At 37.9% G+C, this 26,796-nt stretch carries 24 protein-coding genes; 9 read left to right on the top strand and 15 right to left on the bottom strand.

Features of this window, described 5'->3' with window-relative positions:
- Positions 1-117: 117 nt before the first annotated feature.
- The 5 genes from ACK1I8_RS07430 to ACK1I8_RS07410 form a co-directional block, all read right to left on the bottom strand.
- A complete protein-coding gene (locus ACK1I8_RS07430; protein ID WP_412468697.1) occupies positions 118-2,193 on the bottom strand; it encodes a DNA topoisomerase in 2,076 nt (691 codons plus the stop codon).
- A 2-nt stretch (positions 2,194-2,195) separates the two neighbouring features.
- Positions 2,196-3,692, bottom strand: a complete 1,497-nt coding sequence (locus ACK1I8_RS07425) for a DUF3945 domain-containing protein (protein ID WP_412468696.1) — start codon at positions 3,690-3,692, stop codon at positions 2,196-2,198.
- Positions 3,693-3,764: 72 nt separating this feature from the next.
- Entirely contained in the window at positions 3,765-4,070 is a 306-nt protein-coding gene (locus ACK1I8_RS07420; protein ID WP_412468695.1) for a helix-turn-helix domain-containing protein, read from the bottom strand.
- Between the two features lie 438 nt (positions 4,071-4,508).
- On the bottom strand, positions 4,509-5,348 hold the full coding sequence (locus tag ACK1I8_RS07415; RefSeq protein ID WP_412468694.1) for an RteC domain-containing protein: 840 nt from the start codon (positions 5,346-5,348) through the stop codon (positions 4,509-4,511).
- Positions 5,349-6,756: 1,408 nt separating this feature from the next.
- Positions 6,757-7,248 (bottom strand): hypothetical protein, encoded by a 492-nt coding sequence (locus ACK1I8_RS07410; RefSeq protein ID WP_412468693.1) that lies wholly within the window; start codon positions 7,246-7,248, stop codon positions 6,757-6,759.
- A gap of 964 nt (positions 7,249-8,212) precedes the next feature.
- Between ACK1I8_RS07410 and ACK1I8_RS07405 the strand changes: the two genes are divergently transcribed.
- From ACK1I8_RS07405 to ACK1I8_RS07390, 4 genes are all read left to right on the top strand, one after another.
- Positions 8,213-8,773, top strand: coding sequence for an RNA polymerase sigma factor (locus tag ACK1I8_RS07405; protein WP_412468692.1), 561 nt, complete (start codon positions 8,213-8,215; stop codon positions 8,771-8,773).
- Positions 8,766-9,539: a HEAT repeat domain-containing protein gene (locus ACK1I8_RS07400; RefSeq protein WP_412468691.1), complete on the top strand. Its 774-nt coding sequence runs from the start codon at positions 8,766-8,768 to the stop codon at positions 9,537-9,539. Before ACK1I8_RS07405 ends, ACK1I8_RS07400 begins: the two co-directional genes overlap by 8 nt.
- A 23-nt stretch (positions 9,540-9,562) precedes the next feature.
- Positions 9,563-10,468 carry a DUF4097 family beta strand repeat-containing protein gene (locus ACK1I8_RS07395; RefSeq protein ID WP_412468690.1) on the top strand — a complete coding sequence of 302 codons (906 nt, stop codon included), beginning with the start codon at positions 9,563-9,565 and terminating at the stop codon, positions 10,466-10,468.
- A gap of 73 nt (positions 10,469-10,541) precedes the next feature.
- A complete protein-coding gene (locus tag ACK1I8_RS07390; RefSeq protein WP_412468689.1) occupies positions 10,542-11,267 on the top strand; it encodes a hypothetical protein in 726 nt (241 codons plus the stop codon).
- A 39-nt stretch (positions 11,268-11,306) separates the two neighbouring features.
- Here ACK1I8_RS07390 and bla read toward each other — a convergent pair whose 3' ends face one another.
- From bla to ACK1I8_RS07365, 5 genes are all read right to left on the bottom strand, one after another.
- Complete coding sequence (gene bla, locus ACK1I8_RS07385; protein ID WP_412468688.1) at positions 11,307-12,173, bottom strand: subclass B3 metallo-beta-lactamase; 867 nt, start codon at positions 12,171-12,173, stop codon at positions 11,307-11,309.
- A gap of 24 nt (positions 12,174-12,197) precedes the next feature.
- The gene (locus ACK1I8_RS07380) at positions 12,198-13,376 is read right to left on the bottom strand and encodes a serine hydrolase domain-containing protein (RefSeq protein ID WP_412468687.1); all 1,179 of its coding nucleotides are present in this window, start codon (positions 13,374-13,376) and stop codon (positions 12,198-12,200) included.
- A gap of 429 nt (positions 13,377-13,805) precedes the next feature.
- The gene (locus ACK1I8_RS07375; RefSeq protein ID WP_412468686.1) at positions 13,806-14,597 is read right to left on the bottom strand and encodes a hypothetical protein; all 792 of its coding nucleotides are present in this window, start codon (positions 14,595-14,597) and stop codon (positions 13,806-13,808) included.
- Positions 14,598-14,619: 22 nt separating this feature from the next.
- Complete coding sequence (locus ACK1I8_RS07370) at positions 14,620-15,249, bottom strand: hypothetical protein (RefSeq protein ID WP_412468685.1); 630 nt, start codon at positions 15,247-15,249, stop codon at positions 14,620-14,622.
- Between the two features lie 11 nt (positions 15,250-15,260).
- Complete coding sequence (locus ACK1I8_RS07365) at positions 15,261-15,845, bottom strand: hypothetical protein (RefSeq protein ID WP_412468684.1); 585 nt, start codon at positions 15,843-15,845, stop codon at positions 15,261-15,263.
- Positions 15,846-16,067: 222 nt separating this feature from the next.
- Between ACK1I8_RS07365 and ACK1I8_RS07360 the strand changes: the two genes are divergently transcribed.
- The 3 genes from ACK1I8_RS07360 to ACK1I8_RS07350 are packed head-to-tail and all read left to right on the top strand — an operon-like array spanning position 16,068 to position 19,261.
- Complete coding sequence (locus tag ACK1I8_RS07360; RefSeq protein WP_412468683.1) at positions 16,068-18,071, top strand: ATP-binding protein; 2,004 nt, start codon at positions 16,068-16,070, stop codon at positions 18,069-18,071.
- Positions 18,064-18,693 (top strand): response regulator, encoded by a 630-nt coding sequence (locus ACK1I8_RS07355; RefSeq protein WP_412468682.1) that lies wholly within the window; start codon positions 18,064-18,066, stop codon positions 18,691-18,693. Before ACK1I8_RS07360 ends, ACK1I8_RS07355 begins: the two co-directional genes overlap by 8 nt.
- A 31-nt stretch (positions 18,694-18,724) precedes the next feature.
- Complete coding sequence (locus ACK1I8_RS07350; protein ID WP_412468681.1) at positions 18,725-19,261, top strand: hypothetical protein; 537 nt, start codon at positions 18,725-18,727, stop codon at positions 19,259-19,261.
- Between the two features lie 58 nt (positions 19,262-19,319).
- Here the strand turns inward: ACK1I8_RS07350 and ACK1I8_RS07345 are convergent, their stop codons facing one another.
- Positions 19,320-20,297, bottom strand: coding sequence for an NmrA/HSCARG family protein (locus ACK1I8_RS07345; protein ID WP_412468680.1), 978 nt, complete (start codon positions 20,295-20,297; stop codon positions 19,320-19,322).
- Between the two features lie 98 nt (positions 20,298-20,395).
- On the opposite strand from ACK1I8_RS07345, the gene ACK1I8_RS07340 reads away from it, so the two are divergent.
- Positions 20,396-20,770, top strand: coding sequence for a winged helix-turn-helix transcriptional regulator (locus ACK1I8_RS07340; RefSeq protein WP_412468679.1), 375 nt, complete (start codon positions 20,396-20,398; stop codon positions 20,768-20,770).
- Between the two features lie 34 nt (positions 20,771-20,804).
- Here ACK1I8_RS07340 and ACK1I8_RS07335 read toward each other — a convergent pair whose 3' ends face one another.
- Both ACK1I8_RS07335 and ACK1I8_RS07330 read right to left on the bottom strand, forming a co-directional pair.
- Positions 20,805-21,497 carry a response regulator transcription factor gene (locus tag ACK1I8_RS07335; RefSeq protein WP_412468678.1) on the bottom strand — a complete coding sequence of 231 codons (693 nt, stop codon included), beginning with the start codon at positions 21,495-21,497 and terminating at the stop codon, positions 20,805-20,807.
- Positions 21,484-22,938 (bottom strand): sensor histidine kinase, encoded by a 1,455-nt coding sequence (locus tag ACK1I8_RS07330; protein WP_412468677.1) that lies wholly within the window; start codon positions 22,936-22,938, stop codon positions 21,484-21,486. Before ACK1I8_RS07330 ends, ACK1I8_RS07335 begins: the two co-directional genes overlap by 14 nt.
- A gap of 109 nt (positions 22,939-23,047) precedes the next feature.
- Here ACK1I8_RS07330 and ACK1I8_RS07325 point away from each other — a divergent pair, with 109 nt between their 5' ends.
- On the top strand, positions 23,048-25,432 hold the full coding sequence (locus tag ACK1I8_RS07325) for an outer membrane beta-barrel protein (RefSeq protein WP_412468676.1): 2,385 nt from the start codon (positions 23,048-23,050) through the stop codon (positions 25,430-25,432).
- 205 nt (positions 25,433-25,637) lie between these two features.
- Here the strand turns inward: ACK1I8_RS07325 and ACK1I8_RS07320 are convergent, their stop codons facing one another.
- Entirely contained in the window at positions 25,638-26,309 is a 672-nt protein-coding gene (locus ACK1I8_RS07320; RefSeq protein ID WP_412469357.1) for a sulfite exporter TauE/SafE family protein, read from the bottom strand.
- A 26-nt stretch (positions 26,310-26,335) separates the two neighbouring features.
- On the bottom strand, positions 26,336-26,767 hold the full coding sequence (locus ACK1I8_RS07315; protein ID WP_412468675.1) for a FixH family protein: 432 nt from the start codon (positions 26,765-26,767) through the stop codon (positions 26,336-26,338).
- Between the last annotated feature and the right edge of the window lie 29 nt (positions 26,768-26,796).

Genomic DNA, 26,796 nt, shown 5'->3' with positions numbered 1-26,796 from the left:
GCACTAAACAGTGTATTGCCTATCGGTTTACCTGGTGAATTTTAATACAAGTAGGAGGAAATGAAATCTGATCCAGATACGGCAAGGGTCATTTGTTTTAATAGAGTATCTGCTGCGTTACTTTTTATTTTTAGAAAACTCAAAGAAGGTTTTATAATTACTATCCAAAACAATGCAAGCGTCAAATAATTTACCTGACCTGCTTTTTAGACCTTTTAAGAGTGACGTTCTGCCATTTTTTACAAGGTTTTCCAAATCGGCTATACTAATTTCGACTCCGCATACATTTCTGAATTGTACCCAGTTACAATCTTCATCAGGGCATTTTATCAGCTTCTCCCGTAGCACTAATGCCTGAGATTTGCATCTAGGACAAGTTTGAATGAAAGTATTTTGATCTGGTATATTTGTACTCAATAATTCGGCAGTGATATTTCTTGTAAAATCTTTAACGTTTTTCTGAAATTGCAAAGCATCGGCTTGGCCTATCTCTATTTTCTTCATCATTAGTTCCCACTCTGCCGTCAAGGAAACATCAGAAATTCTGTAGTTTTTAACCGCATTGTAAACCTGGAGTCCTTTCGCCGTAGGTATAAGCGATTTTTTATCTCTTTTGATATAATTTCGATCAAACAAAGTTTCTATTATTAGAGATCTGGTCGCTGGCGTTCCGATGCCAAGGTTTTCAAGTGCGTGCCTTCCTTCTGCGTCATCAACATCCCTACCAGCATGCTCCATCGCAGCTAGTAAACTGGCTTCTGTATAAAGTACCGGAGGTTTAGTATTTTTAGCTAAAAGTGTCACCTTATCTATTTTTACAACATTTCCTTCCTGTAGGTTGGGTAAATCCTGAATGTCGTCATCATTTTCATTCGAGAAATTACCTTTAACACTTCTCCAACCAGCTTCAATAATTATTGTTCCTTTAGCGAAAAAGTGATAATGAAAAACTTCTAACAAAACTGTGCTTAATTCCTTCGTGCAATTTCCCGATACTGCCTCAAGAAGTCGAAATGCAATCATATCATAGATTGCATTTTCTACAGCATTTAGTGCTGATGGTATTTTTTCTGTCGGTAATAGTCCGTGATGATCAGTTACCCTGAGATCGTTGACTATACGTTTATTTAACCTTCCAAAATGTATTTCCTGAGTAAGAAGTTTACATGATTGTCGTTGTTTTAATGCTCTTAAAAGTTTGGGTATCTCAGGCCACATATCTTCAGGAATGTGTTTGCTACCAGTTCTTGGATAGGTTATGAATTTTTTCTCATATAGGCCCTGTGCTACATTCAGGGTTTCATCGGCTGAGAGATTAAGCTTTTGATTGGCTTCCTTTTGTAACCCAGTCAGGTCGAATAATAAAGGTGGCAGTTCTGTTATAGTTTTTGTTGTTACCGACGCAACGGTTGCTGAATTAGCTCTACCAATAGCCCTTTGGGCATCGTTCGCAAGACCTTCATCATCCCATTTCAGGCTAGAAAGGCTTTTAAAAGTCATCCCACCATATTGATGTGATAGCTCAATTTGCCAGAATTTTTTAATAGTATAATTTTTATTTTCAAGGTAGCGTTTGCAAATAATTGCCAATGTTGGCGTCTGTACTCTTCCCAATGAATACAGACCATTACCTGCTGCAATACTTAGCGCTTGCGTTGAATTGATACCTACTAGCCAATCAGCTCTACTTCGGCTCAGCGCAGCATAATAGAGCAAATCATAATCTTTTCCATCTCTAAGGTTATCAAATCCTATTTTTATTGCCTTCTCGGTAAGTGAGCTGAGCCAAAGCCGTTGAAATGGCTTATCAGATTTTAAATATTCGTAGATGTACCGGAAGATCAGTTCGCCTTCGCGCCCGGCATCGGTAGCGACTATTAAACTTTCGCTGTTCTTAAATAGCTCATTAATTTTTTTCAACTGAGCTACGGCGGTCTGGTCTTCGGTGTATCCGTTTTTACCTTTTACTTTACGAACAGTAAGCAGGAATTTATTTGGAATGATTGGTAAAACTTCTTTAGTGAAGCTGTTAAGACCATAGTCATTTGGCATTGCGTTGGCTATCAAATGACCATATGCCCAGGTGACATAATAACCATTCCCTTGCATATATCCATCCTTTTTTTCTAATGCTCCAACATAAAATGCAATGTCTTTTGCAACGCTTGGCTTTTCAGCAATAATAGTTTTCATAGCTAACGCATTTTTCTACCTTTGGATTGTGATTGCCTTAAAGAATCTTCCTGCAAATCTTTCTGCTGTTTGCTATCTGGATTTTGCTGGCCTGTTTTCAAGGGCTCATTCAAATTTTTTGTAGCTTCGCTTGTTTTGCCTTCAGAATTAACCGCAATTTGAGTTGCATCTCTTTCAATAGGTTTCGCTTGTTCCTTGACCTGATTCGGAAACTGAAAGTTGATTTTTCCTGACTCAGCATTGTAAGTAATGTATCCCTGGTATTGATTTCCTCTCTTATCTATGAGCCCGTCTATGTATACGGTTTCACCAGCTTTAAGATTTGCATATTGTTCTTCAGAAAGTTCTTTTTGCCGGAAAATTCTAGGGACTTCACCGGGATTTGACTGGCTCATTTCATCACGACTGCCTTTAATTTGTTGGCTCACGTACTTATTATCAAAAAGTAATTCTACAAATCGCTTGTCGGCATTAAATTGTATATTACCATCGAATTTCTCACCTTTTAGAGATGTCATACCTTCCAACCTAAGGGGCTTACCCTCTGCTAAAATTTGCTTCTGTTCATCGGTTAACTTCACCTGCTTTATTTCATCAGGGATTTTTATGTATTTTGTTTTGTAAGCAACAAGTTCATTGGTCATTCTATCTATACTGATTACTGAAGGTTCGATATCTCCATTTAAGTATTGAAGGTTTACAGTTCGCCCCATATTTCCTGTCAGTTTTAGATTTTTTTTATCCTCTTCAGTAAACTGATGTCCTAAATATGGGAAATCTAAATTTCGTTCTTTGCGTATTCCGTGATAAGACATATTAACATTTCCATTTTCATCTCGTTGCAATGATAAACGTGCGTCGCAGCGGAGAGTATCTGAGCCAACTTTTAAATTGATCGGGATTAATTCGCTCGTACGGAATCCTTTGAGCAGAATTTCAAGTTGATTTTTTTTCTCCAATTGATCTTTTGTTACTCCCCAACTTGCAAGCCTTTGCCAATCAATTTCTTCCGGTGAAAACCTAAATGAGTTATTCTGTTGTGTGTCCATGATGTGATTATTTATTTGTTGTTGATTTTTGATCGCACCTTCAAGTAAGCGCGTATTAGTTTCTTGCATCTCAAGAAGCTGGCTAATGAATTTTTTGCTGATTTCAAACTTTTTTATTAACTCGTCGCCCTCAACGCTTGAATTTTTTAGATGTTTTTGAATTTTCCCGGCTTTTTCAACCGCCTCATCATGTGGAACTTTGAGGTAAATAAATTTGAATGGGTCTTTTAATTGTCTGAAAAAGTTGGAGAAGAAGTTTGTAACAATGTCACCGGTGCGGTCTACACGAATAAACTGACCAGAATTTTGATGGGTTGGATTGACCGTTTCTACTTCGCCATCTTTCACTGATTTTACTGCTTGGATTTTACTCTTATCGTTAAGAACAAGTATTGTATCGCCTTCATATACTTGTTCTTGATCTTGAAAAGCATTTTCTGTTGCGCTCATATGAATAGGTTTATTTTTTATCAAAGTAAGCTTGCCGAAAGGTTGCCAATATAAAAATGGCTTTAGTTGACCTCATTTGTCGCCCGTAGATACATCTCGATTTTTTAAACAGTCCCTAATAAATTCGTGAACGTCTGATAACTTGTAATAGATTTTACCACTTATTACGTAATACCTTAACTTGCCAGAAGTTCTATAACGTTGCAGTGAGCGTGAACTAATTTTAAGCATAATCATAAGATCTTGATTGTCGAGCAGCTCATCGCCTTCAAACACATTGGCTCCTTTACTCTTATCACTTATTAATTCAGAGAGGATATCCAATCTTTCCATAATACGGCGCATGTAATGCAAAAATTCATGTTTATCAATTTCCATTTTGACTAAATTTCGGTAAAGCCAAAGTTTGAATTTAATTAAGTATTGAACTGCCAAGTTCTAAAAAATACGGTCTATACACCTTCGATCCAAGATTGCTCTAAATAAGCATCACTGTATTATAATTAGTAGAAACAGTGGTGGATTATGTCATAACATCACTGAAATCATATGACACTTACATCTGTGTATAGCAAACATTTTTGATAGGTAGTGAAAAAACTTTGCGATTAATCATGATATAAAACCCGCTGGGTTAATCAATACGCGACAGTAAAATGGTAGGAGAAAAGAAGGCGGACTACTTGAAAATGCAGCAAACCCCAATCAAAAGATGTAATGAAGTTTGCTGTTTTGTAAAATTGCTATATAAATTGCTGAGATAAGGAATCGGTTTATTTGTATATAATTAAGGTAACATATAATATCTATACCAAATTATGAAATGTCACGATCCATGTATACCTCTAAAGCAGTCTTCATTTTGTCTAGAAAGAGGGTCCGATTACCTGCACGATATTTCATACGATGAAACAAATGATGCACATCTCCTAATTCAATATGAAATAAATCCTGAAAAATTAAAACCAATTTTCTTATGCCACAATTTACTCCATTCACAGATTCTGACGCATAAACAGCATAGATCAATTCTACTAATGCACTTTTGGTTGCTGTCCATTGTAATCCCTCTAATTCCTCATTGCTTATTCCACTTTTTACCAAGCTATCCTGAATTCTTATGATGAGATAATCATACAGTAAATCTGTTTCTATAATTTTAGATATTTTGAAATCGTAATAAGTAGTAAAATCTGGATCTGAATTAAACGCGTATCCATCCAGGCCCATATCTAGGTTAAAATTGCCCCTTAAGAAATACATAGAGTCATTATGTGCTGTGCCCGATCGGTAATATTTATAAAATTCAGAACTGCTCATATCTGAATATAACCTTTCAATTTTTTTTAATTCCTGTGTAAAGTAACTTTCAGCGAGTGGTCCAAAGCAATTTGGCCGACCAATTTCAATACGATAAACTTTATTGTAGAATAGAAGTTTACCAAGTACACTAGGCTTCATTTTTCTAAAAAATTCAATTTCTTCAGACTCGTTTTTAAAACCATTTTGCCGCACGAAGTCCTTTAGATCACTTAAGACGCTAAATAGCAAAGCAGACATTTTTCTGGACTCATCGATACATTTATATACGTCGAAAGTTATAGCTTGCTCATTTTGCTTGATTCTTTGCTCGAGAATTTTGTAATAGGTTTTCATGGTGATGTGGGGTTATTTAGATGTTAATAATAGATGAGCGTATTTCAATTCCTTTTGGAAGTGGATTTTTATCCTGGGAATCCCAATATTGTGACAAACGATATGAACATATTTACGAAAATTATAGTTATTTTTATAATATCAGGTGCATACAATTTCAAGACAAAGAATTTTTTATTACAGAAAGAGTAAATCCTAAAATTTTTCGACCATTCAGTTTATGGTTAAAAACGAGACGAAAAAAAGTACTATATTTGGGATAGAAATAAAGATTATCTTATAGCAGGTATTGACTCGGTTTACGGATGTAAATAGCATGGCAAAATCATTGCGATAAGGTATTATGAGTTTAAATAGCAGGAAATTGAGGCTTAAGCTAGGGTAAATCGAATCCCTCCCTCTCCGCATGTTGATTTTTAAAGCAATTTTGAATTAAATTCTTAAAAATGTGGCACATTCGTGGCGCTTTTAAAAAATTGAGGAAAAACAGTGCTAAAACGACTTTGTAGTGAGCTAGTTCGAATCCCTCGCTCTCCGCCAAAATAGAGAGATGGGTCTTATTAAGGCCCATTTTTTTTATGCCTAAAAAATATGGCTAAATCATGGCTGTTTTAATATAGATTGGTACAAAAACAGGCTATCTGGTCGAATCGAAAGGTATGTTCAAATCCCCGTGGGCCTACAAAATTTCTCCCTGCGCGGGAAAAACGCGAACGAAAACCTCATCTTTAGCATAAAAAACCTGATATCGCCTACAGTTTTTAATTTTTTGTGGGCTTTTTTTTTCAGGCCATATGTCAGATTTTTTAAAATTTTCATAATTTATGTGGCTAAATCGTGGCTATGAATTTGGAGGCCAAAAATAGCCATAGAATACCTAGCGATTCAATAATGATCGGTATTAATTCAACTATATTAACATTTAAAATGAGAAAGCTAGCTAAAAAATTATCCAGACCAATTGATCCGGACGATGACATAGGAATCGAAGCGAGGCTTAAAAAGCTTGAGAATGAACTGACCACTTGGTGGAGATCAAAAAAAAATCTACGCTCAACGCTGATATTCGTCTGAAACTTTTACAATTTGAAGAAAGTTTGAATTTATTCAAATCTCAATTAAAATTATAGCAAAAACTCATTGTCTTTGATATATATCTCGGACGATATCACCATAGATATTAAAAATTGAGTTGATTAGTCCTAATGTTGCATTAAAAAAAAATGGTGTATCAGATCGCTCCAAAGAATTACGACGATGTAGTTTTAACATCTTTAACAAAATAAAAATGCCTGCTTATTAGCGAGAGTACTAAAAAATCATAATAAAAAATGATCGTCTATGCATTCTGCAAAAATGGCAAATCAAACCCTTTATATATTAATAAATAGAAGACTACTTAAGGAAATTATTTCATTTTTTTTCCGTGGGCAGATGGTAGACTAGCGTCAAAGATAGGCTCCAACACAACTAAAGATTTTCCGGAAACCGCATCGGGTACTAAATTTTTAATGCTGTTTAAAAATCCATTAACATAATCGACGGAATCATCCGTTGAATTATAAGAGTAATAAGAAAAAAGCACAAGTTTAGATGCAAACTCTTTGAAATTATAGTTGTAAGTTTTAATTCTTTTCAATAAAGAGTTATCCAGTGCATATATTCTTTTTGTTTCGGGATTCAATGTGCTTGAGTAATACAATGTATCAACTTTTCCATTTGCATCAAAAGATAGTGCTATCGCAAAAAAATGAGCAAAATTCTTTTTTGTATTTTCATAAGCTTCTCCTTTGGTACCTTTAACTATACAATTGCTTATAAGTACGGACAACTTAGGTGTTTTTTGCCCAAATGTTACGCTACCCAGTAGCATAATAAAAATAAATAATAAATATTTCATCGTTAATTGCAATATGTTCCCTGTTTGTCAGTAGTATTATAGGTAAAGTGGTAACAAATAGCTGATATTCCAAGAATAAACAATAGAGTGATTACTGAGCGCTTTGAGGTTTGTTCAGATGACATGTAAAATGCAAATTTAAGCGTTAATTAAAATATATGAGAGAAGGTATTGTTTTTAAATATATGCAATTTAAATATGATATTAAATTGCATCATCGTTATTTACCACATACATAGGTCAAATTTCGTTATGTATTATTGTTACTGTTATGGTTACATCTCTTACTAAAAGAAGGGTTTTGGAAATTTCGATTATATTTTCCTGGTTTGCTGTCACCTCACGACTAATAACTCTAAAGATTTATCGTATTATTCCTGATTTACTAAAAATTTGAAATTTTAAATACTTTACCCGTCGGATTAAGTCGATTCATAATAAGACAAATCGAAAGACCGCAACATTACGCCGCGGTCTAATTTGTGGAAGTATAGGGAGTCGAACCCTACGGAGCTTATTATAATAATCTCATCCTTGTCTGCATCCAGCCGATAAATGATCCCTCCTGCCTTCCAGATATGCTTCCATCCACTGTGATACACTAATTCTCATATTGTTTAAATTTGATTGTTTTAAAAGTCCGAATAAACTTACTCCATCTAAAGCGAACTGAAAAAATGTAGGCGGTGGGCAATCAAAAATTAATATAGATACAAAAACAGGAACTACTACAGAATTCTGGTTATACTTTTTAAGTCAAAAAATGTCCACAGAATATCTGTATATTTAATAAAGACCAAGTAATGAGTGCCGAAAATAGTTACTGTTTAACTTTATTTCTTTTTACGTATCCGTTATAAGTAAATTATTTTTTATTTTTTTTAAAAAAAAGATGCAACACAATTGTAGATGCTGCGACTAGAGAATATAAATGCACTAAAAACAGATAATTAAAGGCTCCACATTGCGCACTGCTGAACAGATAACCGATCAGGAATTAATTTTACTCTGCATAGAGGGAAGAGATGCCGGCTATACGGGACTTTATAACCGTTACGCCCGAAAAATCTATAACTCGATTAGCCGGATTGTAAACCATACCGGTGAGGCAGAAGACATTCTTCAGGATATTTTCTGTACGGTATTTAGCGATGTAAACAAGTTAAAAGGAATAATTAGTTTCGAGGCCTGGGTAAGGCGGCTGGCGATAAACCGATCAATTTCCCATTTAAGGAAAAGAAAAATAATATTTTCTGATCTGGGCGATGCGGATGTGCAGGATGAGGCAGACTATAGTAGTGAAGATGCGGGTATCTTTGATTGCAGGGTCGATGATGTTAAAAAAAGTATTGAAGAACTGTCGTCGGGTTATAAAACAATTTTAAACCTGTATGTATTTGAAAAGATGACACATGAGGAAATTGCAGTAATGCTTGGGCTTTCGGCAAGTACGGTAAGAACGCAGTATCACAGGGCAAAAAAACGTGTTTTATTATCACTTAAAGACAAATGTTATTATGAATGATCAGATAAAGGATTTTGTGGAACAGCACCGGGACGAGTTCGATCATCTCGAAGCACCGGATTTTGATATAGACCGTTTTAAGCGGATGCAGGTTCAACCTGAACGAACAAATGTTAGAAAGTTGATTTTTATTAACCACAGCAGATGGCTGGTTGCAGCATCGGTAGTGTTGGTAGCGGCAATGACATGGCTTTTTTATCCGCGGACACAAAAAGAGGCGTTTTTAGTTCCGAAAGATGCTACAGCCACTTTGCAGCGCAGACCGGTTGAAAAAACAAATGAAACTGTGGTTGAAAAAAATATACCTGTTAAAACCTCAAAAGTTAAGGTGGAGAAATCAGTAAACTTAAAAGAAAAGCCAAAATATATTGTTAGGAATGAAGAATTTGCAGCATTAAAAGATAGCAGTTCGGCGAGTGTAAGGTTGCTGGCGATATTAAAAATCGAAAAAAATAACCATATCGATACCAAAACGCTTGACCTGTTATCGCAAACGCTCAACCACGATGGCAATACCAATGTACGCTTAGCTGCACTTAATGTGTTGCAAAAATACAGTGCCGATAAATATGCATCTAAACTGCTGGTCAGTTCATTAAGTAAACAAGACGACCCTATGGTGCAGCTTGGCCTGGTGAGCTTTTTAGGAAAAATGAAAAATGCGGAAATTGGTGAAAAACTTTATGCCATAGCCAACAATCCGGAAACTTTTGCTGCCGTACGCGATGAGGCTTACAGTGCATTATTGAATCAGGATAAATTATAAAATAAATAAAACACAATAAAATTATGAAAAAACAATTGATCGTTCTTTTTTCTTTGCTAGCCATTACGGTATCGGCATCTGCGCAGAAAGAATACAAGTTAAACAAAAATTCAGGGCAGCTTAATCTGAATATTTCCGGTGCAATAGTAGAAGGTTACAGTGGTAGTGAGATAGTATTTTCAATGCCTAAAAGAGAAACCGAAGAGGTTGATGAGCGGGCTAAAGGACTACATGCCATTAATGGATCGGGTTTTACCGATAATACCGGCCTGGGTTTAGATGTTACCGAAAAAGGCACTGAAATTAATGTAAATGCAGTGGATCGGGAAATTAAAGGTATTTTAACAGTTAAAGTACCGCAGAACATCAAAGTAGTTTTTACCAATAAAAGTAATGCGTATCAGAATGAAGTTATCCTTAAAAATCTTAAAAGCGAAATAGAAGTTTCTACCAGTTACAACAAAATCAAACTCGAAAACAACAGCGGTCCGATGAATATTAAAACGCTTTACGGCTCCGTTGATGCTGTTTTTTCTGAAGCCATTAAAGGACCTGTATCCATTGTTTCGGTATATGGTTACGTAGATGTTTCCCTTCCTGCCAACACCAGGGCAAATGTAGAGCTGTCTACCGGTTATGGCAAACTTTACGCAGCAGAGGGTTTGAAAATCGCTATTGATAAATCAGAAAAAACAGAACACGGAGATTTTACATCGATAACTGGGCGCGGGAATGGTATCGGTCAGGCTACTACGGTACGTACAGGCCAGTCTGTAGGCACTATAACAACTGTTAATGGCGATGCCTCAGTATTCGGATATAGTATCAGTAGCCGTAACGCTGAAAACATTAAAGGAAAAATAAACGGTGGTGGTGCTGATCTGATTTTAACTTCGCGTTACAAAAATGTATACCTCAGAGAGAAATAATTATCCTCTCCTGGTTCTCTTCTCATCTGCTTAAAGCCCCATACCTGAGGCAGCGGCAATAAAGCATTATTTTATGAAAACAATATTATTTTGGCTTCTGATGGCCATGATGCCGGGTATTGCCTTTTCGCAAACCCATGTCAATAAATCTTATGCAGTAAAAAAGGGGGATGCAGTGGTATTCCGCTTCGATTATCCAAAAGTTATACAGGTTTCCAACTGGGATAAAGATGAAATAGGCATCGAGGCAACAGTAAAAATAAATGGAGGTGAAAACGATTCAGCGTTTACCCTTCAGGAAAGCAGCGCCGATGGAAAGCTTACTATCCAGAATAAACTTGATATGGATAAAATTCCTGATGCCTATTATATACAGGAAAATGGAATTAAAACACGTTTAAATTCAAAAGCTGATCTTGATGCCTACCTTAAAGAAAAAGGCGGTGCAAAAATATCTACTTATCAAACCAGGGATATTGAAATCACCATTAACATTAAACTTCCGGCAAACATTAATACTGAAGTAAATGCTATCTATGGCATGGTGGAAATTAAAGATTTTACGGGACCTATTAAAGTAGATGCAAAGTACGGTGGAATTGACGCAAGTATTAGCCAAAAGGCCATAGGTGAAATCAAGCTTACCAATCGTTATGGAAAAATATACACCGATCTGGAGCTTAAACCCACAGCAATGAAACAGGAAAATTTCTTTACTTATTTAGCCGCTGCTCCGGGAGTTGGTCCGAGTTATGATTTAAGTTCCTCATACGGCAATATTTATTTAAGAAAACCGTAAGAAAAAGGAAATGGAGAGGACTCTAGAAAGTATTTTTTTTTACCCCTTCTCCATTTTCTTATCATACTCCCCCTGCAATTCCTCCAAATAATCGTAAAAGTTTTTTACATCCATAAAAACAGCTGGATTATAGGGATCTCCCGGCTTGTGTTTTTTTAAGAGGTCGAACTGTGAACCGTGTGAGGCTACCCAAAGGTCGAACTTGAGTTTTTTCATACTACGCAAAGTATAAGCGTAATCTTTTGCAATATGAGGATAAGACGGAATGTCTGAAAACTTCTTGTCTGTTACAATCGTTGGTAAGTTGGCGATCAGTACCCTGTAATTCTTTTTTTGGTCATTAACGGTAAGGAGAAAACTACATGAACCTTTGGTATGTCCAGGGTGGTGAAGCATGATTAATTCTGTATCTCCTAACCTGATGATATCTTTATCGTGCAAAATGCGGTCGATTTTTATAGGTTTGAAAACTGAAACCTTACCAGCCATATCATAATCAGAACGGCCACCATCAGCTGCTACCTGCGCATCTGCATAATCGACCATAAACTTGGCCCCGGTTGCTTTTTTGATTGCTGCCATGGCGCCCAGGTGATCAAAATGCGCTTGTGTAGTTAATAGGATTTTAGTATCTGAAAGTTTAAATCCCAGCTTTTTAATACTTTCCACAATCAGTTTTTCTGATGAGGCCAATCCGGTATTGATCAGGATATTTCCTTTAGGTGTAACAATAAGATAACAAGCGAGGTCGGCCGTACCTACGTAATAAAGATTACCCACAATGCGAAATGGCGGAAAAGGTTTTGACCATTCCGGGTGATTTTTGGAGGATGGTTCATGCACTTGCTGTGCTGGCAAGGAGCTATAAAAAAGCGAAATGAAGATCAGTAACAGGATTTTTTTCATAAATCATGGGGTTAATTTTATAATTCATTTTCTAAGTTCAACACCATAACGGTAAAGCTCGTTATAGATTTCGAAGAATTTATTTTCTTCGTTTTCACTCAGCGAAGTATTGATAAAAAGAATGACAGCAACCTCTTTATTAAGGTCAGACAGCATAAAAACCCTTACTCCCGGGTCAGATCCGTTGTAACCAATCCTGGTAGCACCCATTTTGGTTGCCCAGAAAATACCCGAATTCAGTGTTTTAGGTTTCACATTACCAGGTGTATTGGTTTCATCAAACTGGAACCTGAGCATTTCTTTAACGGTTTCTTTTTTTAACACCTGTTTGTTTTGATATCTTCCATCATTTAACAGACAGATCAGGAAATGACTAAGATCGTCTACCGAACTACGAACCCCTCCATCCGGATAAGTAGTGCAGCCATAGAGCGGAATTTCCTGAATTTTATCATCCTTTTTTTCATAAAGTTTGGTGTGTTTTTTCAGGTCTATTTCAGATAAAAACCATCCGGTGTCATCCATATTTAAAGGATTGAACAGGTATCTTTTACTGTATTTGTTCAATTTTTGACCAGTTCTGATTTCAACAATATAACCTGCTAAAGCTGCGCCAATATTAGAATACTCACGGAAGGTTCCGGGTTTGTGATCCAGAAAGTTCTCTTTCGAATAATACGGTCCACCAGGGACAAAATATTGCTGCAGAAAATCTCCCAAAACCTGCGGCGAGTCTTTTCCGTTAAAATAAAGGCTATCAGTATAAAAGGGATACCGGTCTGTAAGTCCTGAAGTGTGTGTAGCTAAATTTCGCAGCTTTATCTTAGCTTCCGGAAAATAAGGATTCTGAATTTTGAAAGGAAGGTAATTATTTATATCCTCGTCAAGAGAGAGTTTACCCTGTTCTACAGCTTTCATCAGGCAGGCACCGGTTACCGTTTTAGAAACTGATGCGATGTTCATTAAAGTTGAGGTGGTAAAAGCTGCGTGAGTTTGCTGATCAGAAAATCCGTACCCCTTTTTCCAAACTACTTTATTATCAACAATAATGGCTGCGCACAGTCCCACAATTCCACTTTCTGACATTCTTTTTATCATTACGCTATCAATGTTAGTACAGCCTGTATTACGTTGTGCAACAACATTTGTAGTAAGCAATAACATCATCGTGCAACAAAGAAGGATGTGTTTATAATCATTCATAAAGTTGATTTGTCGAGATTGAAGTTAAGATTTTATGATTGATTTATTTAAATTAAACTGGCTTGAGATTCTCCTCATTGTTTGGCTTTACAATGAATTAAATGGAGGATGATTCTTAACGATTCTATGTTCAAGGCTGTATCATCAATATAACATTGTATTTTCTTAGAAAGAACTAGTGGTTTACAAATTAGTGTGAATAAATAATATCCCGAGAAATCGTCATCCCCAACCTCATTGGGATCTTAAATCAAAGGCTTTAAGATTCCCCCATGTGCGGGAATGACGATTGCAAAGTGGATTGTCAATTGTATTTTGCCCTGTAACTACTTTTAAAGATATTTCCTATACCACGTTAAGTTGATGCAGGCTAACTTCAATATGGCCAACAGCATTGAGATTACAAATACAATGTCATATTATCAGTTTTTATTTCTTAAACCCGGCAACCTCAAAGTTACTTACCAGTATCTTCGCATCATTATCATACTGCCACGGTGCCGATATATAAAAGTTTTTAGCCGCAGTTGGACTGAACAAAATGGTATCAGCAACTTTAACGTCATTGAGATATACCGCCATCCGATCACTATTTACAGCCAACACCACATGTAGTGGTCGGTCGAGCCATGGCTCAAGGTCGAAAGTTGTACTTACGAATTTTTCAGGCTTCTGGCTGCCAATATTCACCTGGTTGGCATCATAATAGTGCAGCTGCACATAAGTACCAATATTACTTTCGTGCTGGCGGACGCTGTTATCGCCTGCAAAACCAAACGACATTGGCGAAATGTCTTTGATCTGGTCTGCTATGGCGATGATATCAAAAGATAGGGTAAACTGTTTGGGATAATTGATCTGGCGTGCAAATTTATAAATCGCCTTATCTTTTATATCCATCCATTTACCTTTCTGGCCTTTTATAGTTACGACGTTGGCAACACCATTTGTTTTAAAACTGGAAGCCGTGGCACCAGTTGTAAATGCTGAAAAATCTTCTGAAAAAACAGCCGAATCGCCTACAATGACCTGACCGTTTCCTGCGTTAATTATTGTTTTCGCCTTTGTAGATGCGGTATTTTTGTCAATCTTTTTTTCAAGGGCTTTTTCTGCTTTCTCTTTGGCCTTTTCAAACAGACCGCCAAGCTGGGCATGTGCTTCCATACCGGAGACTAACAATAACACAATTGTTATTACTATATTTATTTTAGCTGTTTTCATAGGGTAGGCTTTATACTGATAATTAGTGCAATTTGACCTTCACAACCTCTCCGTTTTCCTTTATCTCCACAAAAGTTTCAATGCGATCCTGGATGTTTTTGTAATACTCTTTTTGTTGGTAATAATCGGTTCGTCCGCCATAATTGTTATAACCCGAACCCGTATAGGCATTGTACGTGCCTCTCAGCGTATAATCCAACATGCCCTGTAAAAAGTATTTGCCGGGTTTCATATCCGGAAAGGTAAATTCACCGTCGCTATTGGTAATCGCTTCCAGTCTATAATAGAAAGCTCGGTCAGAAAGATAAACGAAGCGTTTTCTTTTGATGTTTTCTTTCTCTTTTCTAAGCCTGTACCATTCTTCGAAATACGGGGTTACCGGTAATAAAACGATAGTAATTTTATTGGCAAGTATGCGCGGTGAGAACGGAACGCTATAGCCTAGTGGATGTTTCTGTTTAGTGTAAGCAACACCTTTAATAATAGCGGTACCTTTAGCCAGCATTTTTTTTGCCAATAAAGAGTCGAAAGGCATTTCCGGACGGAAGATCTCTGCTTTATCTTTTTTCTCTGGTTCTTTGTACTGTGCGGAAACTATAGCAGTTGCTGATACTACACAAAAAAGGGTGAGGACATATTTTTTAAGCTTCATGATTATTGATGTTAAGGATTAATAATGGTTTCGTAAGGAAGATTAAATGTACCTTCGGTAATGCTGATAGCCTCTCCCGCCAGGCTTCTTACCGTGCCTGAAAAAGTTCCTTTGATCCCCGTTTTACTTATGGTTTCAATTTTTACCGTAAATACATCATCACCATAAGAAGTATTGTATAACAGCGTGCCATCATTTTTTTGGATGGCATAACGGGCAATCATATTTTCTGCAGGTGTAGCATAAGTACCCGGAGTAATATTGCCGCCAATTTTCCAGATTTCAAAATCAAGCGAAGGTGATACAGGTCCTGATGGAGGATAAGAAGTCTCGTAGCCACCAATTACGATATGTTCGAACCGGTTATCATTGCCACCACCCTGAAAATTCACCTTGTAGAAATTGATAGCTCTTCCACCAACTTTTGCACGGAAATAATAATCCCCGGTAGGTGCACCACCACTGTCATCATTTTTTGAACATGCCGAAAGACATACGGTGATCATGATAAAACAAAGGACTGCCAAAATACTGTCAAATGGCTTTCGGATTAAATTAGCTTTTGTTAGAAAAGCTTTCGAGGATAATATTTTCATAGTTTTATGCTAATTATGGTATAATGGCAAAGCTATTGCAAGTATGAACCAAAAGAAATACCGGTTTTTGCCGTTTTTCTTCTACTGGTTTTCAGGTATTTTTTATTACCGCCAGATGAAATGATGCTGTGCTGGAAATTATGTCTGATATTTAGCGGTAAATTTGACTTGCCCGGACGATAAGCTGATATTTAGCCCGGTGAACAAATGTAATTTTTAAGCATGACCAGATTTTTTTTATTCCTGATGGTGATTTTGATCTCATTAAAATCTGTTGGCCAACAGCAGGTTCCTCTTAATGAGCAACATTATCTCGACAGCCTGCAGCACATTTTAAAGAAAAAAATTCCAGACAGTTCAAGAGCGAATACGAATTTCTTATTGGTAGAATACTGGAAATTTAAAGATACTTTAAAAAGTAAAGCCTACCTAAATGCGGGGACTGCCGCCGCAAAAAGCGATAAGTATTTAAACGCACTGGCACTTTTTTATAAAGGGCAATATTATTTCAACTGGAATAAACCAAAGGCATCTGATGCTTTTAAAAAAGCCGCTGAAGCACTTTCGCCATTTAATACAAAAATGGCCTGGGCCAAGCAGGCCGCATCCTGGTATAACTACGCCATCATGAACGTAGACCAAAAGGGTTATGATTTTATTACTAAAATAACTTTGGAAAAATCTATTCCCATTATAGAGAAAACCGGTGACCCAAAACGGATTGCCTATTATTATACCCAGCTCGCCACCATTTTGATGAATAACTACCAATTTTCAAAAGCGGCCGCTTATAACGAAAAAGCCATAACTTTACTGGAAAAAAAAGGCGCTGTTGATACCGATCTGTTATTCTCCTACCTTACCGGCGTAAGCATCTATTGTTATGATAACAAAGCCGACAAGGCCCGCGTACTTTTGAAAAAAGCGCAACAATTACTAAAGCCATATCCTTCCTCTTTAAATTATCCGCTATACTATTATAATGAATCGCTCTACTATTTCACAAAATCATCATTTGACAAATCACTTGCGAGTATAGATAAAGGCATTACGCTTGCTAAGCAATATAACCAGAAACAACTTTACCAACAGTTTTTCTTCCGCCGATATGAGATTTATCAGCAGCAAAAAAACTATGGAAAAGCGAGACAAATTTTACTGGACATCATTAAAGAAGGCACTTTAACTGCCAAGATTAACGATCGGGCCATGCTTTATTCTGAATTGGCCAAAGTAAGTGAGAAGCTGGGGGATTATAAAGAAGCCTATCGCTGGCTCAGTAAATACAGGCAGAGCAATGACAGCATTACCAGCGACCAGACGAAAGTAAAAATCAACGAACTGGAAACGAAATACAGGACAGCAAAAAATCAGCAAAAAATACAGTCCCTTCAATCGGAAAATAAACAGGTACAGCTAAATGCCCGTAACGAACGTTTGTATAAGTTTATACTGGGTTTGGGATGCCTTTTGTTGATTCTTTTATTGGTTTTCGTTCTGCTCACCGCCAGAAGTAAACGTAAATTGGCAGCGCAAAAAGAGATTAATTATAAGCAACAGCTAAGTGAAATGGAGAGAAAACAGCAGCTGAAGATTACAAAAGCCATGCTCGAAGGCGAAGAGCTGGAAAGAGAACGCGTAGCAAGGGATCTTCATGATGGCCTCGGCGGTATGCTGTCTGGTGTTAAAATTGGTCTTTCAGGCTGGACAGATACCCAACCGGCCGTCTCGGATGATAAAGACCTGCATCGCATTATCGGTCAGCTCGATAGTTCAGTTACCGAATTGCGTCGCATCGCACGTAATATGGTTCCTGATACGCTATTGAAATTTGGTCTTGAAACTGCTTTGAAAGATCTTTGTGAGTTCTACATGCGCGACGGATTGCGCATTACTTCAGAAATGTTCGGTATTCAAAAAAATATTGCCATGAATGTGCAGCTGAATATCTACCGGATTGTGCAGGAACTCATCTCCAATGCAATCAAACATGCACATGCCGATGACATCATACTGCAGTGCAGCCAAAATGAAAATACCATTTTTATTACCTTTGAAGACAACGGCAGGGGGTTCGATATAGCCACTCTTTCCGAGAAAAAAGGCATGGGACTGGATAATCTGAAAAACCGTATCGCATTTTTGCAAGGGAAATTTGAAGTACATTCTGCTCCTGGTGAAGGAACAAGTATTGATATAGAACTTAAAACCAGTATCGATGAATAAACTGCGTACCGTTATTGTAGATGACCACCCTATTGTTATTGAAGGACTTAAAACCCTCCTTAAAAATGAAGATAACCTCGAGATTGTGGGCGGTTTTTCAAATGGCACACAGCTACTTGATTATTTAAACAGTAACCCTGTAGATCTGGTATTGCTGGATGTTACATTACCAGATATTGGTGGTATGGAACTCTGCCAGATCATCAAAACACAATACTCTGATACCACTATACTCATCCTCAGTAACCATACTGAACGGAGTATTATTATGCAAACCATACAAAATGGGGCAAGTGGCTATTTGCTTAAAAACAGTTCACTGGATGAACTCCGGCAATGTATTGCATCGGCAATAAGCGGAAATATCTGTTACAGTAAGGAAGTGGTGGAGATTATTAGCCGTCCGACTAAAAACCAGCTGCGCAATACACCACAGCTTACCAGGAGGGAAAAACAGATTCTATCGCTTCTAGCGGAGGGAAAAACCAGTCAAAATATTGCCCAGGAGCTGTTTTTAAGTCCACTGACGGTAGATACCCATCGGAGAAACCTGATACAGAAATTCGAAGTGAAGAATGTGGCTGAACTGATAGCAGCTGCACACCAACAACAATTGTTATGAAATTATAGCTGATTATTTATTTGTGAACCATATGAAAACCAGCGTATCCAGATTAATATTGCTCTTTCAATTTTTAGCATTAATTTCTTATGCACAGAAAAATGCCGGATTTAAAACGCTTTTAAATAAAAATCAGGAGTTTATTTTCCCTCAAACACCTGAAAGGGTTTCGGCAATATTAGGTGTAAAAACTGTTTTTTACGAAGATGCCAACGAGCAGCCCTATGCAAAATGGTTAACTAAATCAGGGTTGGAACTATACTGTAGCCTCGGGGAAGACAAAAGTATAACTGAAATGTTTTTCGATATTCCAGAGGATCAGCCTATTGTGGTAGCAGGTTTGCCCTTTAATTTAGTAATGAACGGTACGACTCCTAAACAGGGTATGTTAAAATTCAGCAGGTATAAAATCAGGCAAGAAAAGCTTGGCGATGATAGTTTATATCCTGGAGGTTTGAGGCTAAGTTTTAAGAAGGGGGATCGTTTTATCACCCTTCTGTTTGACAGGAACAATCTGCTTAAATTTTTATCGATAACAAATGAGATCGTCGGTTCCTACGTGAATTAATTTGGGAGACAGGTTTCTATAATTCGGCCACATTTTCGTTTAAATTCACATCATTTTTTTAGTATATCCATTTCTGGCCCTTCCATTTGGTTGTGCGTAAAAACGCTTCCCAATTTAGGCTCCCAGGATTAATCTGACGGCTCCATTTCAGATTACGCTCCTTACTGAAGTAACCATATTCTACCGCAAATTCTGCCATACCTAAAATCTCACGCACTAAGATTTCATTTGAAGCAAATTCCGGGAAATGTTGGAGCATTTCCTTCCTTTTATAGGCCGAACTGTACTCAGCTTTTATACCTGTAACTTTGGTAAAGGTTTTAACCATTTCCTGTGGGGAGATAACATCGCCGATTACAGGTAAGGATTGACCTGTATATTTAGCTGGGTTTGAAAGAATCTCGAAAACGGCAGGTCCGGTTGCAGTTAGCGGATCTACAAACGGCGCTGCGAAATCTTCTGGTAAATAAATTGGAAATATAAGTGTATCACCTGATAATTTTGGGGTATAAAATTCCATCAGGTTAGTGAAAAAAAAAGCCATGTATATAAACGAACTTTTTACAGGCAATTTACGGATATACGCTTCTACCCTGGCTTTATCAGTAAAATGCGGGGCAAATAATTTTCCACCTGTTAACTTGTCTACATTTTCTAAACTACTGAAAATTATCTGTTGTACACCTGCCTCAACGGCTGCGTCTGCCAGTTCTTTACCTAAATCAAATTCGTAGGTTGCCGGTGGAGCAATGTTCGGTGTCATCAGAAAAACACTTTCAGCTCCACGAAAGGCCTCTGTAAACTCTTTTTTATACCCGAGGCTAAGTGGTAAGCTCACAAGCTCAACGCCTTGTTCCGCTAATCTAATGGCTTCCGGAGCGTTAAGCCGGCGGGTGATGCCCCGTATCCGATAAGCGCCGCTTGCCAGCAGCGTACCGGCAACACTATAACCTTGTTTGCCCAGAATTCCAACGATCACGACTAGCGGTTTTTCGGCTGGTGAAATTGCTTTGTTTTTTGATAAAGTATGTGACATTTTTCTTTTTATTTATACTATCATTATTTTAGTCGCAAAAGTATTTTTAGTAATATAAATTTGCAATAACTATCAAAATAGATAGTTTAACAGAAACCATGATGAAAACAGAATGTGTAGGCGATTACGTGAAGCTAAAAGGCAAGACATACCCTTGTACGGTAAGTCTGGCAATGGACTTAATCGGCGGAAAATGGAAGGCTGTGATTTTGTATCATTTGAAAAGTGGCTCCAGACGCTACAACGAACTTCGTAAGGAAATACCCACTATTACCGAAATGACATTGAGCCTCCAATTAAAACAGCTGGAGAAAGATGGTCTGGTACTTCGAAAAGTTTATGGCAAAAAGCCGCCAATTAAGGTAATCTATAGTTTAACAAATTTCGGTAAAGGATTTATTCCCGTTCTGGAGGCTATTACGAAATGTGGCAATAATGTAGTGTCTGAATATGGTGAATTTGTTAAGACCTGATCCGAAACAATTGCTTCATTTTTCTAAACAACAATTAACAGATCAACTTGTACCCCACTCCCCTCAAACTCATGATCTGAATTTCTGGTTCGGTTTTTAACAGCTTGCGCAGATGAGCCATAAAAACGTCCATACTACGGCCGTTGTAAAAACTGTCTTCACCCCAGATTTTAATCAGTGCAAGCTCACGCGCCAAGGTGTTATTGCGGTTTTTCAATAATAATTCGAGCAATATGGTTTCTTTATAAGAAAGCGAATATTCACCAACTGAAGTTTTTAACCTTTGCGTGAGGACATCCAATTCACAATTCCTAAATTGGTATTTCCTAATTACATTTTTTTCATCTTTCTGCGTATGGCCAAATCTTTTTAAGAGCGATTCCATGCGCACCAGGAGTTCATCAATACTAAATGGCTTTTTAAGGTAATCGTTTCCTCCGCTTTTGAAGCCTTTCACTACATCTTCAGTGAGCGCTTTTGCGCTTAGAAATATAATCGGAATATTGGGGTCAGATTTTCTAATTTCAGTAGCCAGCGTATAGCCATCCTTTTGCGGCATCATAATGTCAAGGATGCAGATATCAGGTTTATTTTCTTGAAATTGCGTCCAGGCCAGCTGTCCATCCAAAGCCAGATTTACCTCATAACCGCTACTGCTTAAACCATCAAAAACGATACGCGCCAAAAAAGGCTCATCTTCAGCATACAAAACCTTAATTTTCTTCATACAAAGGCAAAATAACCATAAAATTACATCCTTTTCCAGCTTTGCTGTACAATTCAACACAGCCACCATGCAGCGCTACCACCTGTTTTACATAATGAAGACCTAAACCAGATCCTTTTACATTATGTATATTATCCTGATTAAAAATCCTGAAAAAACGCTCAAAAACTTGTTGCTGATACATTTCATTTATCCCCGGACCGTTGTCTTTAAAACTGATGGTTAATTGATGATCAGCAATACTGCACGATATTTCAATTTTCGCATAAGGCGGAGAATACTTTAATGCATTATCAATCAGGTTATAAAATACGTTAGAAATATGCATGGCATCGCCTTTAATAAATAACGGTTCAGTTGTTGGCAAAAATATGATCGAAGCATTTTTCTCCTGTACCTGCACCTCCATAGTCTGAATGACCTGTTGCAGTATCGGCTGTACATCAATCAGGCTGAACTGCAATTTCGTTTCTCCCAGATCCATCTGCTCCTGTTTGAGCACCTTTTCAATCATGCCCTGTAAACGCTGCAACTCGTGAACGCTGATATTGAGGTAATTTTCCAGTTTTTCGGGCTGATCGACTAAATGATATTTTTTAATGGATTCCAGCGCTACGGAAATGGTCGAGATTGGAGTCTGCAGCTCATGTGTCATATTACTGGTAAAAGTGATCTTCGCCTGTGCATAGAGCTGCTGGTTTTTCATCAGTCTGATGAGGAGATAAAATGCCGCAGCGGTAAGTACCAGCATCATAAAAGAGGAAATCAGGTAATAACGCATCTGAAAAACAACAATCCAAAAAATATTGGCCACTACAAGCTGGTATCTGTGTAAGAACTTGAGGTTATAGGTATAACGCCCGCTGGTAAAAGAGATATTGCTCTTGGAGAAAGGAACTGACTTGACCAGGTTTCCACTAGAATAATCGTATAGCGCATAATTTTTACGGACGCTTAGTCCTAACAATTTAAGTTGACGGTCTACCAGGCTATCCAGACTTTTCAAATCCCTTTGATCATCTGATGAAACCTGACGTGGAGACATGTTGTCTGTTTTTGCAGATGAGGAGATTTTGAAATGTTTTTTCGGATCATTAAGAAAAGACATCTTCATTTCTACAACAGTGCTGTCATTATCAATTCCATAATGAAACTGGCTGTGCAGGTTGTCCAATTTCAGTTCATCAAAAGCCTGCCGCAATGCAAACCATTCTGAAGAAAGAAAAAACTGCTTAAAACGACTGCTCCGTTCGCGTCCCTTCGCCACACTTCGGTAAACGATTTGTTTGGAGGCATCGCTTACAATAGATTCGAGTCTGGATTTGACATCTTGTTTTTGCGCCAGGTATAACTGCCTGATCCAGGCACACTGCAGGCAGAGACTAATGATCAGCGTAATGACCGCTAATGGAAAAACATATTTGGATGTAAGCCATTTCATTCCCCTAAAATGAACAAATCATTTTATTGATGGAAGTACAAACTGAAGATTTAACCTTATTTAACCGAGCTTAACTTTGCTTTACATAGTTAGCCGTTAGCTTTGAAACATGAAAAAGTTAACCTTACTCCTATTCTTATCCCTCCCGTTAATGGTTTTTGCTCAATTGCGCAACGGTTTGGTAACCGATAAAAATGGTCATCCTATAGACGGCGTTACCATTAGCCTTCGGCATGCAGACTCTACTATAGCCGTGCAGCTTTCAAAAACTGGTCTGTTCAGTTTTCCTCAGCCATTACAAGGCAATTATGTTATAGCGTTAAAGGCAATTGGCTATAAGAACCTGATGAAAAGACTTATTTTGCCGGCAGATTCCGTTATCATCATCATGACAGGTGATGAGAAGACACTGGATCAGGTAACAGTATCAGCCTCAAAACCAGTTATTGTTAGGAAAATTGACAGGGTAATATTCAATGTGGAAAATAGTATAGTGGCCAGTGGTACCACTGTATGGGATGCATTGGCTAAAGCACCAGGTGTACAAACAAAATTTGATGGCGGAATAACCGCCAACAACAAAGGCGTGGTTATTTACATGGATGATAAACCTATCAGACTATCAGGCGAAGATCTGGCTGCTTATCTCCGCAGCTTACCATCAGACAATATTGCCAAAATAGAAATTATTGCCAATCCTACGGCCAGATATGATGCCCAGGGAGGTGCGGTAATCAACATCATTTCTAAAAAGCCAAAGGGCGATGGTTACAACGTTACACTTTCTGGTGGTTATACCCAAGCCACCTACAGTAGCTATAATCCAAGTATGGTATTTAATTATCGGCAGGATAAGTGGAATGTGTATGGAAATTATGGTTATAGCCGCCGTAAAAAGGACCACACTGAAAGTGAATATGTTATTTTTGATTCGCCGGGAAATTATGCCGACTGGAGAAATGAAAAGTCAGGCATACGCCTGGGCAATGCCAATAGTTATAAAATTGGCGCCGATTACAATATGACTAAACAACAAGTGATCGGTATTTTGGTAAATGGCTACAATGGTGCAAGTAACAGACCAAATAGCACATTAACTACTATTTTTAACAACCACGCGGCATTACCCGATTCAATTCTTCAAACCCAAAATGTTTCCAATGGACAAGCTGGCCAATATAGTTTTAATCTTAATTACAAGATCAAAATAGATACCAATGGAAGGAATATCAATGTGGATCTTGATTATGTACCCTACCAGAATAAAAATAGCCAGCAGGTAGATACTTATGGGATTTCAGGTAATGGCAGTCCACTGCCTGATCAGTATCATATTTTTACGCCATCTGACCAAAATATTGATATTTATTCCGGAAAAATAGATTACACGGATAAGTTCTGGAAGAAATGGACATTTGAGACTGGCTTGAAATATAGCAGCATCCGGACGCGTAACAGCTTTGATTTTTATAACAATCCAGCTAGTGGCCGCGAATTGGTGAACAACCGCAGCGACCGCTTTGAATATGCTGAAAATATATCAGCTATTTATGCCAGTATAACCGGTGATATAAACAAATGGAGTTTTGAAGGCGGTTTACGGGGCGAATATACCCGAACAAATGGTAAATCGATCGCATTAAATACCAATAGCCAGAATAACTATTTTAAATTATTTCCGACACTTTTCGTGGCATATAAGGTGAATAAAAATCATGAAATCAATCTTCACTATAGTTCCAGGATTAGCCGGCCTGAATATTGGAGACTCAATCCTTTTAAATCCTACACCAGTCCGTATACCTATCTGGAAGGAAATCCTTCATTACAACCAGCTTTTATATACAACGGCGAGTTAGGCTATACCTACAAGCAGCAATATAACATTTCATTTTACCTCAGGCGGGTAGTTGATTATTTTAGCAATATCACCGTACAGGATAATTCGTCGAAACTCTTTTATGATACCCAGAGAAATCTTGATTTAAGCCAGGAGATGGGTTTTTCGGCATCCTTTCCCGTTAAGGTGTTTAGGTGGTGGGAAATAAACAATTATGGGCAGGGTTCCTATCGTCAGGAAAAGTCGGGCTATTTACAGGCACGCTACGATTACCGCGTTTGGGGCATCTACCTAAGTTCTAACCATGCTTTTACCTTAAATAAGGCCCTGGGTTTAAAAGCAGAAATCAGCGCATGGTATTCTTCCCCTACCATACAGGGTATTTATAAACTGGCAGAACTTTATGATGTGAGCGCAGGCATGAGCAAAAGTGTATTCAAAAACAAGGGAACTTTAAGGCTGGCAGTAAACGATATTTTCTATAGCAATGTTTATCGCATTAATGTAAATTATGATAACCAACGCAATGGCTTTGTGGAGAAAAGCGATACCCGAAGTGCTACTTTGAGTTTTTCTTACCGGCTGGGCGGAAACCCGACAGCGGCCAGAAAACGGACTTCTGCCAGCGAGGAAGAAAAGAAACGCGCACAGTAGAACGGGTTCATTGGTTGATTGGTCAATATTTTATCAGGCCATTTCTAGCGCAAGTCTTAGCGCCACAGTATTTAAAGTGTGGCCTGACTTGCGCTTGGTCAACCTCAAAGGCACAAATCAACCTCCCAATTATGCACTGCACTAATACTTGCGCTAGTATCGGGTTAGTTGTCTCCAAACGCCGAACACCAAAGTCAGGACTTACCTATTTACACTCTATCGAATGGCCATAGCCCCCTGTATTTTTTGGAGAAAAAAACGGAATCCCCAAATCGGCCGAGCGCAAAATGAGCAACGCACCCATAAAAAGCATCAGCCAGGGGATCAGCCTATTTGTGTTTATACGGATGTACTTTTTCAAAAAGATTCCGCCCAGGGAGATCATCAACATCAATGGAGTGGTACCCAGGCCAAAAAGAAACATAAATGTAGCGCCCGATTGAACATTACCGGTATTTAAAGCCGTGGCCAGAGCTAAGTAAACCATTCCACAGGGAACGATGCCATTAAGCATGCCTGCGAAAAATGCCCAAAATTTTAAATGAAATACCTTGCCCATTATTTTGCTTAATGGATTCGTGGCTTTTAACTGAAGCATCGAAAACCGGTTTCTGTACCTTTTGTTAAATTGTAAGGAAGTAAACAGGATTAATATTGAACCAATAACAATACCCAGGGTTTTCTGATCGCTGAACAAGCGTATGCTGCTTCCCAAAAAACCAACCGTCAAACCTAAAATGGTGTAAACCGTAACCCTACCAAACTGGTATAAGAGCAGTTGAAGTGCACTTAAAAAAAGATACTGTTTTCTGAAAGGCATACCCAATATAATAGGGCCGCACATAACCGCACAGTGAAGGCTTCCGAATAACCCCATTAAAAACGCCAATGGCAAATAACCTGTCATAAGGTAATGTTATTCTTAAACATATATTTTTTTCCAGCGTGGTTACGCCACGAAAGGTTTAGAAACCACATGCCATTAACCATTTTAGCCCGATCTACCAGAATAAGATTTGATGGTCCGGTTGTATATCCTTCCCGTTTAATATCATCATTGCTGTTGGCTGGACGCATCAGTATCAGCTCGTATTGCGCGCTATCTTTTAACTGTATAACCAGCTGGGTATTGGTAATGGTAATTCTAGGTTTGGCGTCATCCTGTAAAACATTTTGCCTGGCATCGTATTCTGCATTGTAGTTGATTCCCTTTTCGTAATAATTCTCTTCAATTAGGGCATCTCTACCATGCATATGGAACATGTAAATCACCATTGCCACGATAAACAGCATAAATGCAAACATCCCCATTATTATTTTCGTTCCCCAGTTCATATTTTTTAGTCTTTAATGAATGATTGCTT

The organism is Pedobacter sp. KLB.chiD, assembly GCF_047040275.1.
GTDB lineage: Bacteria > Bacteroidota > Bacteroidia > Sphingobacteriales > Sphingobacteriaceae > Pedobacter.
The sequence above is the reverse complement of the archived record's forward strand: the minus strand, read 5'-3'. Positions and strand labels throughout refer to the sequence as shown.

Excerpts from the sequence above, each read along its gene's own strand:
- ACK1I8_RS07330 (WP_412468677.1), bottom strand. The coding sequence starts at position 22,938 with ATGAAATGGCTTACATCCAAATATGTTTTTCCATTAGCGGTCATTACG.
- ACK1I8_RS07380 (WP_412468687.1), bottom strand. The coding sequence starts at position 13,376 with ATGAATGATTATAAACACATCCTTCTTTGTTGCACGATGATGTTATTG.
- ACK1I8_RS07340 (WP_412468679.1), top strand. The coding sequence starts at position 20,396 with ATGATGAAAACAGAATGTGTAGGCGATTACGTGAAGCTAAAAGGCAAG.
- ACK1I8_RS07325 (WP_412468676.1), top strand. The coding sequence starts at position 23,048 with ATGAAAAAGTTAACCTTACTCCTATTCTTATCCCTCCCGTTAATGGTT.
- ACK1I8_RS07410 (WP_412468693.1), bottom strand. The coding sequence starts at position 7,248 with ATGAAATATTTATTATTTATTTTTATTATGCTACTGGGTAGCGTAACA.
- ACK1I8_RS07420 (WP_412468695.1), bottom strand. The coding sequence starts at position 4,070 with ATGGAAATTGATAAACATGAATTTTTGCATTACATGCGCCGTATTATG.
- ACK1I8_RS07320 (WP_412469357.1), bottom strand. The coding sequence starts at position 26,309 with ATGGGGTTATTCGGAAGCCTTCACTGTGCGGTTATGTGCGGCCCTATT.
- ACK1I8_RS07350 (WP_412468681.1), top strand. The coding sequence starts at position 18,725 with ATGAAAACCAGCGTATCCAGATTAATATTGCTCTTTCAATTTTTAGCA.
- ACK1I8_RS07425 (WP_412468696.1), bottom strand. The coding sequence starts at position 3,692 with ATGAGCGCAACAGAAAATGCTTTTCAAGATCAAGAACAAGTATATGAA.
- ACK1I8_RS07370 (WP_412468685.1), bottom strand. The coding sequence starts at position 15,249 with ATGAAGCTTAAAAAATATGTCCTCACCCTTTTTTGTGTAGTATCAGCA.
- ACK1I8_RS07365 (WP_412468684.1), bottom strand. The coding sequence starts at position 15,845 with ATGAAAATATTATCCTCGAAAGCTTTTCTAACAAAAGCTAATTTAATC.
- ACK1I8_RS07430 (WP_412468697.1), bottom strand. The coding sequence starts at position 2,193 with ATGAAAACTATTATTGCTGAAAAGCCAAGCGTTGCAAAAGACATTGCA.
- ACK1I8_RS07375 (WP_412468686.1), bottom strand. The coding sequence starts at position 14,597 with ATGAAAACAGCTAAAATAAATATAGTAATAACAATTGTGTTATTGTTA.
- bla (WP_412468688.1), bottom strand. The coding sequence starts at position 12,173 with ATGAAAAAAATCCTGTTACTGATCTTCATTTCGCTTTTTTATAGCTCC.
- ACK1I8_RS07400 (WP_412468691.1), top strand. The coding sequence starts at position 8,766 with ATGAATGATCAGATAAAGGATTTTGTGGAACAGCACCGGGACGAGTTC.
- ACK1I8_RS07335 (WP_412468678.1), bottom strand. The coding sequence starts at position 21,497 with ATGAAGAAAATTAAGGTTTTGTATGCTGAAGATGAGCCTTTTTTGGCG.
- ACK1I8_RS07360 (WP_412468683.1), top strand. The coding sequence starts at position 16,068 with ATGACCAGATTTTTTTTATTCCTGATGGTGATTTTGATCTCATTAAAA.
- ACK1I8_RS07315 (WP_412468675.1), bottom strand. The coding sequence starts at position 26,767 with ATGAACTGGGGAACGAAAATAATAATGGGGATGTTTGCATTTATGCTG.
- ACK1I8_RS07355 (WP_412468682.1), top strand. The coding sequence starts at position 18,064 with ATGAATAAACTGCGTACCGTTATTGTAGATGACCACCCTATTGTTATT.
- ACK1I8_RS07415 (WP_412468694.1), bottom strand. The coding sequence starts at position 5,348 with ATGAAAACCTATTACAAAATTCTCGAGCAAAGAATCAAGCAAAATGAG.
- ACK1I8_RS07395 (WP_412468690.1), top strand. The coding sequence starts at position 9,563 with ATGAAAAAACAATTGATCGTTCTTTTTTCTTTGCTAGCCATTACGGTA.
- ACK1I8_RS07345 (WP_412468680.1), bottom strand. The coding sequence starts at position 20,297 with ATGTCACATACTTTATCAAAAAACAAAGCAATTTCACCAGCCGAAAAA.
- ACK1I8_RS07390 (WP_412468689.1), top strand. The coding sequence starts at position 10,542 with ATGAAAACAATATTATTTTGGCTTCTGATGGCCATGATGCCGGGTATT.